The following is a 12,253-nucleotide window of genomic DNA, read 5'->3' as shown; positions in this document are numbered from 1 at the left end:
ATAAAATAAGTTGTTGATTGAAATAATTTCCGTTTTTTTTAGTTTAATATTACAATGAAAATTATCTTTATTGCAAAATTGAAATATTTTTTAGAATTAATTATTAAAAAACCAGAATTAAAATATGTTTAGCTACATTCAATTACAAGCTGATACTCTTGCAAACGCCTCAAACGTAGTGATCGAAAAGGTTGCTCATCCGGAAACTGAAATTTCTGTTTTAGGTTTTATCTTAAAAGGAGGTTTCTTCTTAATACCAATTGCACTTTTATTATTCTATACAATTTACGTAATTTTTGAACGCTATTTATATATACAAAAAGCTTCAAGAATCGACGCCAGATTAATGCAGGATGTTGGCGATAAATTGCACGCCGGAAACATTGAATTGGCTAGAACAATTGTAGAGAGAAATGATACCGCTGTTGGAAATATTCTAAAAGAAGGAGTTTTAGTAATTGGAAGACCAATTGCCGAAATAGAATCCAACATGGACCGCGCCGCTGATATTGAAATTGGTGAAATGGAAAGACGTTTAGGTCATTTAGGACTTATCGCCGGGATCGCACCAACTCTTGGTTTTATCGGAACAATTTCTGGAGTAATTAAAATTTTCTACAGTATTTCGGTTACAGAAAATATCAGTATCGGAAATATCTCAGGAGGTTTGTACGAGAAAATGATCAGTTCAGGATCTGGACTTATCGTGGGAATTATCGCGTATAGCGCTTACCACTTACTGAACGGAAAAATTGACGATTTTGCTTTAAAAATTCAGAAACAAATATTAGAATTTGTAAACATAATTCAAAGATCATAAGGTATGTCAATTAAGAGAAAAAGAAGATTTCACGCCGAGGTTGCGACTTCGTCTTTAAGTGACATTATGTTTTTCCTGTTGTTGTTTTTCTTAATTATTTCAACACTGGCAAATCCGAATGTTATTAAGATGACGCTGCCAAAAGCGAAATCAAATGAAAAAACGAATAAACAATTAATCAGTTTATCCGTTACAGAAGACAAGCAATTTTATATCGATAAACAGCCCGTTCCTTTTGAAGAATTAGAAACAACTTTAATGAATAAAATAGGAGCAGACAAAACGCAGACAGTTGTAGTCCGAATTCCGTTTAATTTGCAGGTTCAGGATTTAGTTGATGTTTTACAGATAGGAGTGAGGAACAATTTGAAGTTTGTAATTGCTACGAGTCCTAAGTAAAAAAAATATAAATAATTTGTGTTAGACCTAACAGGTTTTAAAAACCTGTTAGGTCTTTCTTTTTTGTTCTGTGTCAATTGTTAATCTGAGTCCTTGAGAGGAACGAAGCAGCCTCGCTTTTATAAGTAAACACAATTTTGTCATTTCGACGAAGGAGAAATCTGCGCAAGTAACTCCGCAACGAGAATCTAATCTTTGTCGAGCTTCTTGCGCAGATTTCTCCTTCGTCGAAATGACAAACTAGACGAAAAAAGGCTTTCTAAAGTAATCAGAAAGCCTTTTTTTATGAGAACAGATTCGTGAAAATCCGTGTAATTTGTGTTTTTTAATTCAAATTGAAATTATAAATAATCCTCCCAATTTGTTTTGGCGCAGCATTATCATCAGCAGACCATTTCGTGTTTAATGCCGCTATTTTTGCTTGTTCTAATAAACAACTTGCTTTGTTTGTTGTTCCTTTTATTCCGGCAGTAGCACTTATAGTTTTTCCATTTTGATCAACCGTAACTTCAACTACAACAGTTCCTTCTTCGTTACAAGTGTATTTAGGTGCTGGTTTAGAAAGTGCTTTTCGGCCATTTAAAGAATATCCTGATCCACCTCCAGAACCTCCGCCGCTTCCGGCTCCATAACCGCTTCCGTTTCCTATACCATTTCCGGTACCGTTACCGCCTCCGGTTCCTCCGCCAGAACCGCCAGTACCATAATAACCTTTAGAGTTTAAGTCGCCTCCACGGTTACCTTTATTTCCTGAAACTTTGTCATCACCATCGCCGCCTTTGTTCGAACCTTTTAAAATACTCGATAAAGCATCGTTTGTAGAGTTCGAAACTTTTGGTTTTTCAGGAACAGGTTTTTGTATTGGTTTTTCAACCGGAACAGGTTTTTTAGGTTTTTCTTTTGTTGGAATTACAACATCAGTTTCATCAGCTTTTGAGTTTTCCTGAGAAATAATAGCTTCTTCTTCAACTGCTTTTGCCGGAGCTTGCTTTACATTGTTTTTTACATCCAGAACTTCACTTTTATAATTCGCTCCTGAACCTAAATCGCTGTCACCAAAATTTACCGTTACGCCACCACCGCCACCGCCGCCATCTGCAAGGGCAACGTTATTTTCTGGATTGTATGGAGGCCAAAAACGTATGAAAAACAGCAATACAATGATCGCTGCATATATAGCAGTTGTGAGTAGTAATGATTTCTTTTTATCTGAAGAAATAGTGAAACTCATTGTGATTCTGAATTTTGAAATAGTATAAAATAAAAACGTTTAAAAGTACTAAAAATTGTTTAGAATGAAAGAGAGAATTTAACCGCAACGTTCGCTAAGGTTCAGGCAAAGATTTTTCAGCAATAATTAAAAACTTCCTGTTTGTCATTTCTGTAAAGGTTAGATATTTCGGTAACAAAATTTACCTTTAATAAATTTTGTTGCGATGAGAAATAACAGTCAGGATTCAACATTAGAGAGAAACTATTTAGAGAAGTATCGTTTTTTAATAAAAGAATATGAGCAAGTAAAAAACAAGACTCATCCGTTGCATAAAAAGGCGATGGATTTTTACAAGGCAAATGACACCTGCAGAAAAAGCTTCTTAAAGTATTATAACCGTTATAAGCAGAGCGGTAAGTCTTTGGATCTGCTTCCTCAGAAGCGTGGTCCAAAATACAAGACAAGACGTCCTCTGCCATTTATAGAACGAAAAGTAATTGAATTAAGGGAAAAAGGAAACAACAAATATGAAATTGTTAGTATCTTAAAGCCAAAATTAGGAAAAAACACACCTTCATATTCAGGAGTTTATAATATTTTAAAGCGTAATAAAATAAACAGGTTAACTCCGAAGATTAAAAAGAATCATCAAAAAATAATCAAGGAAAGAATGGGACAGCTTGGTCATATTGATTGTCATCACTTAAGCAAAAGCATCATAAAAGGAGAAAATCGAAAATTGTACTTAGTATGTATAATTGACGACTACAGCCGGATTGCCTGGGCAGAATTAATCCCAGACATCACTAGTTTAACGGTTATGTTTGCGTCATTAAAATGCTTAAACATCTTAAGCGATCATTATGAGATAAAATTTGAAGAGATTTTATCTGACAATGGACCTGAATTTGGAATCAAAACCAGCCAGCAGAAATATAACCATCCTTTTGAGAGAATGCTTATGGAATTGGGAATTGTTCACAGACATACAAAACCTTATAGACCACAGACAAACGGGAAGGTCGAACGCTTCTGGCGAACTCTTGAAGATGATCTGCTCAGAGAAACTGATTTTGATTCTTTGGAAGAACTAAAAGAAGAATTATTGCAATATTTATATTACTATAATCACGAAAGGCCACATCAGGGAATTGATGGAAAAAAGCCAATCGAAATGATAAATCCGTTACCGAAATAAGTGACTTTTACAATTTCGACGAAGGAGAAATCTGCGCAAGTAGCTCGCCAAAGACTGGATTCTCGTTGTGGAGTTACTTGCGCAGATTTCTCCTTCGTCGAAATGACATAAAATGCGCGGAATTTTGCGATTGAGCTAAAAAAAACGAGCCAAATAACAATTTGGCTCGTTTATATATAAAGTATAAAAAAGGTTATACTAATTGTTTCAATGCAATTTCAAAAGCAGTTGCACTGATATTTGTTTTTGATGAATTTAAAGCGTGCGCTTTTACAATTGCATTTTTTATAATTTCAGAAGTATCGTTAAAAATAGCTTCATCTGTCATTTGAACTTTTTTCTCCATGAAATAAGCAAAAACTCTTGCCATTCCGCAGTTTGAAATAAAATCCGGAATCAAACTTACTTTACGATCAACTTCTTCCATAATAGAACCGAAGAAAATTTCTTTATCTGCAAAAGGAACATTCGCTCCACAAGAAATAACTTCTAATCCGTTTGCGATTAAGCTGTCGATTTGGTTTTGAGTAACCAGTCTTGAAGCCGCACAAGGTGTGAAAATTTCTGCACCAATAGTCCAGATTTTAGAATTGATTTCCTCAAACGGAATCATATTATCGGCAACTAATTTATTTCCGTCTTTGTTTAAGAATAAAGTTCTGATTTCTTCAAACGAAAAACCATCTTCTTTAATCAAACCTCCGTCACGGTCAATAATTCCGATAACTTTTGCTCCCATTTCAGCTAGATAAAAAGCCGCAGCAGAACCAACGTTTCCAAAACCTTGTACGATTGCTTTTTTACCTTTAATATCTCCGCCGTAAGTTGCGTAAAAATGGCGAACCGCTTCGGCAACACCATAACCGGTAATCATATCAGCAACGGTATATTTTCTGGTAACGTCTGGAGAGAATTTGGGGTTTTCGATCACTTTAATTACTCCCTGACGCAGCTGGCCAATTCGATTAATTTTATCAGCTTCGGTTGGTTTAAAATGCCCGTTGAATACACCTTCCTGAGGATGCCAAACACCGCATTCTTCTGTCATTGGGATTACTTCGTGAATCTCATCAACATTCAAATCTCCACCAGTTCCGTAGTAACTTTTTAATAAAGGAGAAACAGCTTTGTACCAGCGTTGTAAAACACCTTTTTTGCGAGGGTCGTTCGGGTCAAAATTTATTCCAGATTTAGCTCCGCCAATGGCAGGGCCTGAAACAGAGAATTTAACTTCCATGGTTTTAGCCAATGACAAGACCTCATTCATGTCTAAGCCTTTTCTCATTCTTGTTCCTCCACCAGCAGCTCCTCCGCGTAGTGAATTAATAACAGTCCACCCTTCGGCTTCTGTTTCTGAATCTTTCCAATTGAAAACAATTTCAGGCGCCTTGTTTTCAAATTGTTGTAATAAATCTTTCATTTTGTTGTGATATGTTTATTTTGTGTAAATGTATGAAATAGAATAATGCGAATAATGTATTTTGCATCAAATTTATAAAACAAAAAAGAAAAGCCGAAAACTATTTGGTTTTCGGCTTTCTGAATATGTAAAAAATTAAGAATTATATCCCTAATAAATGTTTTTTCAAAGTTTCGTCAACTGGTTTGTCTGAAAGCCAGATACCGAATAATGCTTGTTTGAAATCAAATCCCTGAATTTTACCTTTCAAAACTTCATTTTTAAAAACATTGATAGTTTGGTCCAGCGGATTATATGCTAAAACGAAAACATCTTTTTCTGTAATTGCGTCACTTAAATACGTTTTGAACTGTTCGATTCTCGGGCGTAATTGTTCAAGATTGCTTCCGGCAGATTTTTCAAAACCAACATTCATTGCTTTTGTTAATTTGTTTGAAGAAACCATAGATGAAGTGATTTCAATTCGAATTGCCATTTCGGTATCGCTGTCAATAATAAATTTAGGATCCTGGCTTAATTGTGATAAGTACAATGCCTGAACATAAACTTCTAACCACATTTTTGATCTTCCGCCTGCTCCGTTTAATTGCAGCGTTTTGTTTTGGAATTCTATTTTTCTAGGTACAGTTACGCCATTTACTTCTAATTGAGTTTGGGCAGAAACCGTCGAAAATTGTAAAGTTAATAGGAGTGTAAGTACTAGTAAAATCTTTTTCATGTTCTGTCAATTATTTAATTTTAAGGCAAAAATAATGTTAATTTGTCAATATTATGGCCTTTTTTTAGAAGTTTTTTTTCTGCTGTTTTTTATTTTTTTTACTCTATCGGTTTAGTAATCAAATTAGTAAGACTAGTTTTACGTAGATTTACGCCCTTTAGCAATTGTTTAATCTTTTCTGAGAAGAAAATGTCTTGAAATTTGATTTTTTGAAGTTTCTACACCGCATTTTTTAATCTTGGATTTTAGAAAAAACGCTGCAAAATTATAGTCTGTTTGATACAAATGATAAATTATTACGAAAACGTTATCGTTATTCTTGTTGATCTATTAAATTTATATGCGTGCATTGTAAAATCCGCATTTAAAAATTATCTTTGGAAGCCTTTTGACCATAAATTGGCTTTTCAAAAAAATAAATAAAAAACCACCAAACTGAATTATACATTCGGTTTAGAAAAACAATAAAATAAAAACTATGGATTTTAATCTTACCGAAGAACATTTAATGATTCAGCAAGCTGCGAGAGATTTTGCTCAAAATGAATTATTACCAGGAGTTATTGAGCGTGACGAAAAACAAATTTTCCCGGCTGAGCAAGTTAAAAAAATGGGAGAACTAGGATTCATGGGAATGATGGTTGATCCTAAATACGGAGGAAGCGGACTTGATGCGATTTCGTATGTTATTGCAATGGAAGAAATTTCTAAAGTTGATGCTTCTGCTTCTGTAGTAATGTCTGTAAACAATTCATTAGTTTGCTGGGGATTACAGGAATATGGAACCGAAGAACAAAAACAAAAATATTTACCGGGCTTAGCTTCTGGACAAATTCACGGAGCATTTTGTTTAAGCGAGCCGGAAGCCGGAAGTGACGCAACTTCGCAAAAAACAACTGCGATTGATATGGGCGACCACTATTTGGTAAACGGAACTAAAAACTGGATTACAAACGGAAACACAGCTTCGGTATATTTAGTAATTGTACAAACGCATCCTGAATTAAAACATAAAGGAATCAATGCCTTGATTATGACTAAAGATATGCCAGGTTTCTCTGTTGGTCCAAAAGAGCAAAAAATGGGAATCCGTGGTTCTGATACGCATTCTTTAATGTTTACGGATGTAAAAGTTCCGAAAGAAAACAGAATTGGTGAAGACGGTTTCGGATTTAAATTTGCAATGAAAACTTTAGCAGGAGGTAGAATTGGTATTGCATCTCAGGCTTTAGGAATTGCTTCCGGAGCTTATGAACTGGCTTTGAAATATTCTAAAGAAAGAAAAGCATTCGGAACAGAAATCTGCAATCATCAGGCAATTGCTTTTAAATTAGCAGATATGGCTGTGAATATAGAAGCGGCGCGTCATTTATGTATGAAAGCAGCCTGGGATAAAGATCAGCATAAAAACTACGATGTAAGTGGGGCAATGGCAAAATTATTTGCTTCGCAGGTTGCTATGGATACTTCTGTAGAAGCTGTTCAGATTCACGGAGGAAATGGTTATGTGAAAGAATACCATGTTGAGCGTTTAATGCGTGATGCAAAAATTACTCAAATCTATGAAGGAACTTCTGAAATCCAGAAAATAGTAATTTCAAGAGCCGTTATCGCAGGATAATCTTCTATAAAAATAAATTAATAAAAACCCTTTTGAAGTTTAGGCTTTAAAAGGGTTTTGTTTTTAACTTTAAATTGAACGCGGATGACACGGATTCGCTTCGCGAAGACGCGGATAAAACGGATTTCTATTATTTTTGAAAATAAAAAATCCGCCTCAATCAGCGTCTTCGCGGTAGCGAATCCGCCTCATCAGCGTACTTAAAACTTATCGGAAAGATAATCACATGTAACTGTTAAATTAATTACTTTTACACCAACAGATTTAATTTTTATGTACGAAGATTTAAAATATTGGTACTTGCGGGATCATAAATTGTTTAGAACGCTGAGCTATTCACAAATCAAACAATTATGCATTATTACCGGTTTTAAAAAAGCATCAAAAGGAGAAATTATTTATTTCTCTTCTTCTGATGTGCCTCGTATTTTTTTACTCAAAAAAGGAAACATAAAAATTGTGGCTATTGATGATGATGGCAATGAAACAATAAAAGACATTATTCAAAAAGGAGATTTGTTTGGCGAATTAACTTTAGAAACAGATAGTAAGGAAGAAGAATATGCAAAAGTACTTTCTGATGATGTTGTAATCTGCAGTTTTTTAATGTCTGATTTTGAAGATTTATTACTTCGAAATCCTACTCTTGCAATTTCATATACCAAATTTGTTGGTTTAAAAATGAAACGCGTCAAGAACAGTTATGCTAATTTAATTTCTAAAGACGCCAAAACCAGACTTTATCAATTTCTTAAAGACTGGGCAGAAAATGAAGGTGTAAAAAATGGAAATTCGGTAACTCTCGAAAATTATTTAACCCAAAATGATATTGCCCAAATTATTTGTACTTCGAGACAAACCGCTACACAATTACTGAATGAAATGGAAATTAACCAGCTGTTGAGCTACAACAGAAAGGAAATTATCATTCCTGATATTACCAAATTATAATAATTCGTTAGATTTTTTTCACGCAGATTTTAAAAGATTTTAACAGATTTAATTAAAATAAATCTGTGTTTATCTGCCTAAATCTTTCCAAATCTGCGTGAAACATTTAATAAATACAATAGCTTAAAAACTATTTTACCAGAAGTGTAAATTAGCCGACATTTTGCTTTTTCGTAGTGCTATAATTTTACATCATCAAAAAGATGTAAAACAAATACACTATGAAAAAAATACTTTTAATTTTTCTGACAGCCCTGACTTCGGCTGCTCATGCACAAAAACCGACTCCTAAATCGGCAACGGATATTGCACCTTTATTAATTGGTGAAAAAATTCCAAATGCAAGTTTGAAAACACCTGAAAATGCAGATGTTAGTATTTTAGACTTACTTAACAAGAAAAAAACGGTTCTTGTTTTTTATCGCGGCGGTTGGTGTCCGTATTGCAATATCCATTTGCAGTCATTGGCTGGAGCTGAAAAACAAATTATCGATTTAGGTTACCAAATTATTGCTGTAAGTCCGGATTCTCCTGAAAATCTAAAAATAACAGAAGAAAAAGATAAAGTAAAATACAGTTTACTTTCAGATTCAAACATGGCATTAATAAAAGCGGTAGGGATTGATTATCAGGCTCCGGAAAACTACAAAGAAGTAATTAACGTACATTCTAATGGAATCAATAACAGCTTACTGCCAGTTCCATCTGTTTTTGTAGTAAACACCGATGCTGATATACTTTTTGAATATATCGCACCCGATTTTAAACAACGTATCTCAACAGAATTATTGGTATCAGTATTAAAAAACTTAAAATAAATTAAAGATGAAAAAGCTAGTATTATTGTTATTGATTTTAATTTCAGGTAGTTCATTTGCTCAAAACGATGCAAAAAGAATCAGCCAGTATAATTTAGAAAACAAAGTAGGTATTCAGGGTTATGATCCTGTTGGATATTTTAATCAGGGAAAAGCAGTTAAAGGGAAAAAAGAAATTTCGGTTTCGTATCAGGGCGTGACTTATAATTTTTCTTCTGCTGAAAATAAAAATGCTTTCTTAAAAAATCCATCAAAATACGAACCTCAATATGGCGGCTGGTGTGCTTATGCTATGGGAAGTACTGGTGAAAAAGTCGAAATAAATCCGGAAACTTTTAAAATTGTCGATGGCAAACTGTATTTGTTCTACAATGCTTATTTTAATAATACATTGAAAAGCTGGAACGAGGATCAGGATAATTTAAAAGAGAAAGCAGATACGAATTGGAAAAAAATATATAAAAACTAAGGTTATGAAAACACAAATAATAACCTGGGTTTTGAGACTGACAGCATCGGTGATTTTACTGCAGACTTTATATTTTAAATTTACAGGAGCGCCGGAAAGTGTTTATATTTTTTCGACTTTAGGGATTGAACCTTACGGACGATTAGGATCTGGAATTGCCGAACTGATCTTTGCGATTTTAATTTTGATTCCTAAAACAACGTGGCTAGGCGCTTTAGGCGGAATTGGCGTTATGACAGGTGCCATCTTTTCGCATTTATTTGTTTTAGGAATTGAAGTTAAAAACGATGGCGGGCTTTTGTTTACTCTCGCTCTGATTACGTTTCTATCTTGTTTAGGATTACTTTATTTAAATAAGAACAAAATAATTAACCTTCTAAAAACAAAATAATCATGCTGATAAAATCAATAAACCAAAGTTTAGATGAGTTAACAAATTTATTAAACCAGTTATCTGATCAATTATACTCAGAGCCCTGTGCGGCTTTGAGTAACTCAAGTATTGGCGAACACACGCGCCATATTATTGAAATGTTTCAATGTCTTGAAAATAGTTATGAATCTGAAGTTTTAAATTATGATAACAGAGAACGTAACAAACGTATTCAAACCGAAACTCAATTTGCAAACGAATGTATTCTGAAAATTAAAAAGAGTTTAAAGTCAGAAAATAAAATTCTTTTTTTAGAACAAATGATTGACGGACTTACTTTTAGAATTCAGAGTAATTATTACAGAGAACTGCTTTATAATTTAGAACATTGTATTCATCATCAGGCTTTGATAAAAGTTGCTGTTTTGCAATTTGAAAATGTTTTGCTGAACGAAAATTTTGGTGTAGCGCGTTCCACAATCGAATATAGAAAACAATGTGTACAGTAAGTTTTGTAAATAATAACGGAGTTGCCATTATTACTTCAAACCGGGACGAAAAAGTAATTCGGGCCGGTGCAATTGTGCCAAGAAATTACAGTCACAACGGAAAAAAAATTATGTATCCAAAAGATTCAAAAGCGGGAGGAACCTGGTTTGCCGTTGATGAAAATGGAACGGTTGTGGTTTTGTTAAATGGCGGAATTATAAAACACACTCCGGTTCTTCCGTATCGAAAAAGCCGCGGATTAATTGTGCTCGATATTATCGAAAATGATTCTCCCAAAGATTTTTGGAAACAGATTAATCTTGAAAATATAGAACCTTTTACGCTGGTTTTGTATCAGCAAAAAAGACTATACGAATTGATCTGGGATGGTTTCAGTAAAAGAACAACAAAGCTGGATGAAACACAAAGTTACATTTGGTCATCGGTAACTTTATATCCTGAGGAAATTAGAAAAGAACGATCTGATTGGTTTTTTGAATTTATCAAAGATAAAAATGAAATCTCGGCTCCGGATATGATCCATTTTCATAAAAACACTCATACCGACGATGCGCAAAACGGTTTAATTATCAATAGGGAAAATATTATGAAAACCTTAAGTGTAACTCAGGTAGTAACAGAGCAAAATAAAGGTGCCATGAAATATTATGATTTAGTTAAAACCAAAGATTTTTCGGCCTCTTTTATTCAAATTTAAAATCGAAAACAATGAAGTTATTTTTTCATAAAGTTACCAATTGTGAATACTGGCCGTTTCAGGTTTTATATTTTCCTATTTATTTTCTTTGGGCCTATTACGCTGTAAAAGCCAGATCTGTTTTTTTCTTTAATGCTTCTAATCCCAAAATTAAAAATGGCGGATTTATGATGGAAAGTAAAAAACAGATTTACGATTTGCTGCCCAAAAAACATTACCCGAAAACCATTTTGATTCACGAGAATTCTGATTTTAAAGAGATTCTAAATTTATTGGAGGAAAATGAAATTGATTTTCCGTTAATCGCAAAACCCGACATTGGACTGCGGGGTTCTGGTGTAAAAAAAATCAAATCTGTTTCTGAGCTGGCTGATTATGCAAGCAAAGCAAACTTTGATTTTTTATTGCAGGATCTAATTCCGTTTGAAAAAGAAGTAGGCATCTTTTATGTACGTCGTCCGCTTCAAAAAAACGGAAAAATTACCGGAATTGTTTCTAAAGAATTTTTGATTGTAACGGGAGACGGAAAATCTACCATTGAAGATTTAATTAAGCAGAATCCGAGATTTGAACTGCAAATGGATGCTTTAAAAGCAGAATATGGAAAACAGCTGCAGCAAATTTTATCGCAGGATGAAACTATGAATTTGGTTCCGTTTGGCAATCACGCACGCGGAGCAAAATTTCTTGACGGCAGCCATTGGATAACGCCTGAATTAACAGAAGCAATTAACAAGGTTGCAGTTCAAATTCCGGAATTTTATTTCGGACGTTTTGATATCATGTACAATACTTTTGAAGAATTAGAGCGAGGAGAAAATTTTCAAATAGTAGAACTTAATGGTGCGGCAAGCGAACCTACTCATATTTACGATCCTAAACATTCCGTATGGTTTGCCTGGAAAGAGCTCGCGCGCCATATTACTTATATGTATGAAATAAGTGTAGAGAACCATAAAATGGGAGTTCCTTATTTAGACCATAAAGTAGGAATGCATCAATACAGACTGCATGTGGCGCAAAATAATAAAATCATGAATTTTTAG

At 34.0% G+C, this 12,253-nt stretch carries 14 protein-coding genes; 11 read left to right on the top strand and 3 right to left on the bottom strand.

Annotation, left to right across the window (positions count from 1 at the left end; all coding sequences use genetic code 11):
* Positions 1 to 124 precede the first annotated feature (124 nt).
* Together ABDW27_RS09640 and ABDW27_RS09635 are read left to right on the top strand one after the other, a co-directional pair.
* Complete coding sequence (locus ABDW27_RS09640; protein WP_343695696.1) at positions 125 to 820, top strand: MotA/TolQ/ExbB proton channel family protein; 696 nt, start codon at positions 125 to 127, stop codon at positions 818 to 820.
* 3 nt (positions 821 to 823) lie between these two features.
* On the top strand, positions 824 to 1,219 hold the full coding sequence (locus ABDW27_RS09635; RefSeq protein ID WP_343695695.1) for a biopolymer transporter ExbD: 396 nt from the start codon (positions 824 to 826) through the stop codon (positions 1,217 to 1,219).
* A gap of 325 nt (positions 1,220 to 1,544) precedes the next feature.
* Here ABDW27_RS09635 and ABDW27_RS09630 read toward each other — a convergent pair whose 3' ends face one another.
* Positions 1,545 to 2,450 (bottom strand): energy transducer TonB, encoded by a 906-nt coding sequence (locus ABDW27_RS09630; protein ID WP_343695694.1) that lies wholly within the window; start codon positions 2,448 to 2,450, stop codon positions 1,545 to 1,547.
* Positions 2,451 to 2,655: 205 nt separating this feature from the next.
* On the opposite strand from ABDW27_RS09630, the gene ABDW27_RS09625 reads away from it, so the two are divergent.
* Positions 2,656 to 3,630: an integrase core domain-containing protein gene (locus ABDW27_RS09625; protein WP_343695512.1), complete on the top strand. Its 975-nt coding sequence runs from the start codon at positions 2,656 to 2,658 to the stop codon at positions 3,628 to 3,630.
* A gap of 193 nt (positions 3,631 to 3,823) precedes the next feature.
* On the opposite strand, the gene ABDW27_RS09620 is transcribed toward ABDW27_RS09625, so the two are convergent.
* Complete coding sequence (locus ABDW27_RS09620) at positions 3,824 to 5,050, bottom strand: Glu/Leu/Phe/Val dehydrogenase dimerization domain-containing protein (RefSeq protein ID WP_309843085.1); 1,227 nt, start codon at positions 5,048 to 5,050, stop codon at positions 3,824 to 3,826.
* Positions 5,051 to 5,192: 142 nt separating this feature from the next.
* Complete coding sequence (locus ABDW27_RS09615; protein WP_343695693.1) at positions 5,193 to 5,768, bottom strand: chalcone isomerase family protein; 576 nt, start codon at positions 5,766 to 5,768, stop codon at positions 5,193 to 5,195.
* 478 nt (positions 5,769 to 6,246) lie between these two features.
* Between ABDW27_RS09615 and ABDW27_RS09610 the strand changes: the two genes are divergently transcribed.
* From ABDW27_RS09610 to ABDW27_RS09575, 8 genes are all read left to right on the top strand, one after another.
* Complete coding sequence (locus tag ABDW27_RS09610) at positions 6,247 to 7,389, top strand: acyl-CoA dehydrogenase (protein ID WP_343695692.1); 1,143 nt, start codon at positions 6,247 to 6,249, stop codon at positions 7,387 to 7,389.
* Between the two features lie 273 nt (positions 7,390 to 7,662).
* Positions 7,663 to 8,340 (top strand): Crp/Fnr family transcriptional regulator, encoded by a 678-nt coding sequence (locus tag ABDW27_RS09605; protein ID WP_343695691.1) that lies wholly within the window; start codon positions 7,663 to 7,665, stop codon positions 8,338 to 8,340.
* Positions 8,341 to 8,561: 221 nt separating this feature from the next.
* Entirely contained in the window at positions 8,562 to 9,158 is a 597-nt protein-coding gene (locus ABDW27_RS09600) for a peroxiredoxin-like family protein (protein WP_343695690.1), read from the top strand.
* Between the two features lie 7 nt (positions 9,159 to 9,165).
* Positions 9,166 to 9,627, top strand: coding sequence for a YHS domain-containing (seleno)protein (locus ABDW27_RS09595; protein ID WP_343695689.1), 462 nt, complete (start codon positions 9,166 to 9,168; stop codon positions 9,625 to 9,627).
* Positions 9,628 to 9,631: 4 nt separating this feature from the next.
* Positions 9,632 to 10,018, top strand: coding sequence for a DoxX family membrane protein (locus ABDW27_RS09590; RefSeq protein ID WP_343695688.1), 387 nt, complete (start codon positions 9,632 to 9,634; stop codon positions 10,016 to 10,018).
* Positions 10,019 to 10,020: 2 nt separating this feature from the next.
* On the top strand, positions 10,021 to 10,509 hold the full coding sequence (locus ABDW27_RS09585) for a DinB family protein (protein WP_343695687.1): 489 nt from the start codon (positions 10,021 to 10,023) through the stop codon (positions 10,507 to 10,509).
* Complete coding sequence (locus tag ABDW27_RS09580; protein WP_343695686.1) at positions 10,497 to 11,207, top strand: NRDE family protein; 711 nt, start codon at positions 10,497 to 10,499, stop codon at positions 11,205 to 11,207. The genes ABDW27_RS09585 and ABDW27_RS09580 overlap by 13 nt, the downstream gene beginning before the upstream one ends.
* An 11-nt stretch (positions 11,208 to 11,218) precedes the next feature.
* Positions 11,219 to 12,253 (top strand): D-alanine--D-alanine ligase, encoded by a 1,035-nt coding sequence (locus tag ABDW27_RS09575; RefSeq protein WP_343695685.1) that lies wholly within the window; start codon positions 11,219 to 11,221, stop codon positions 12,251 to 12,253.

It is taken from the genome of Flavobacterium sp., assembly GCF_039595935.1.
In the GTDB taxonomy this organism is placed as follows: domain Bacteria; phylum Bacteroidota; class Bacteroidia; order Flavobacteriales; family Flavobacteriaceae; genus Flavobacterium.
The sequence above is the reverse complement of the archived record's forward strand: the minus strand, read 5'-3'. Positions and strand labels throughout refer to the sequence as shown.

Excerpts from the sequence above, each read along its gene's own strand:
- ABDW27_RS09640 (WP_343695696.1), top strand. The coding sequence starts at position 125 with ATGTTTAGCTACATTCAATTACAAGCTGATACTCTTGCAAACGCCTCA.
- ABDW27_RS09635 (WP_343695695.1), top strand. The coding sequence starts at position 824 with ATGTCAATTAAGAGAAAAAGAAGATTTCACGCCGAGGTTGCGACTTCG.
- ABDW27_RS09630 (WP_343695694.1), bottom strand. The coding sequence starts at position 2,450 with ATGAGTTTCACTATTTCTTCAGATAAAAAGAAATCATTACTACTCACA.
- ABDW27_RS09625 (WP_343695512.1), top strand. The coding sequence starts at position 2,656 with ATGAGAAATAACAGTCAGGATTCAACATTAGAGAGAAACTATTTAGAG.
- ABDW27_RS09620 (WP_309843085.1), bottom strand. The coding sequence starts at position 5,050 with ATGAAAGATTTATTACAACAATTTGAAAACAAGGCGCCTGAAATTGTT.
- ABDW27_RS09615 (WP_343695693.1), bottom strand. The coding sequence starts at position 5,768 with ATGAAAAAGATTTTACTAGTACTTACACTCCTATTAACTTTACAATTT.
- ABDW27_RS09610 (WP_343695692.1), top strand. The coding sequence starts at position 6,247 with ATGGATTTTAATCTTACCGAAGAACATTTAATGATTCAGCAAGCTGCG.
- ABDW27_RS09605 (WP_343695691.1), top strand. The coding sequence starts at position 7,663 with ATGTACGAAGATTTAAAATATTGGTACTTGCGGGATCATAAATTGTTT.
- ABDW27_RS09600 (WP_343695690.1), top strand. The coding sequence starts at position 8,562 with ATGAAAAAAATACTTTTAATTTTTCTGACAGCCCTGACTTCGGCTGCT.
- ABDW27_RS09595 (WP_343695689.1), top strand. The coding sequence starts at position 9,166 with ATGAAAAAGCTAGTATTATTGTTATTGATTTTAATTTCAGGTAGTTCA.
- ABDW27_RS09590 (WP_343695688.1), top strand. The coding sequence starts at position 9,632 with ATGAAAACACAAATAATAACCTGGGTTTTGAGACTGACAGCATCGGTG.
- ABDW27_RS09585 (WP_343695687.1), top strand. The coding sequence starts at position 10,021 with ATGCTGATAAAATCAATAAACCAAAGTTTAGATGAGTTAACAAATTTA.
- ABDW27_RS09580 (WP_343695686.1), top strand. The coding sequence starts at position 10,497 with ATGTGTACAGTAAGTTTTGTAAATAATAACGGAGTTGCCATTATTACT.
- ABDW27_RS09575 (WP_343695685.1), top strand. The coding sequence starts at position 11,219 with ATGAAGTTATTTTTTCATAAAGTTACCAATTGTGAATACTGGCCGTTT.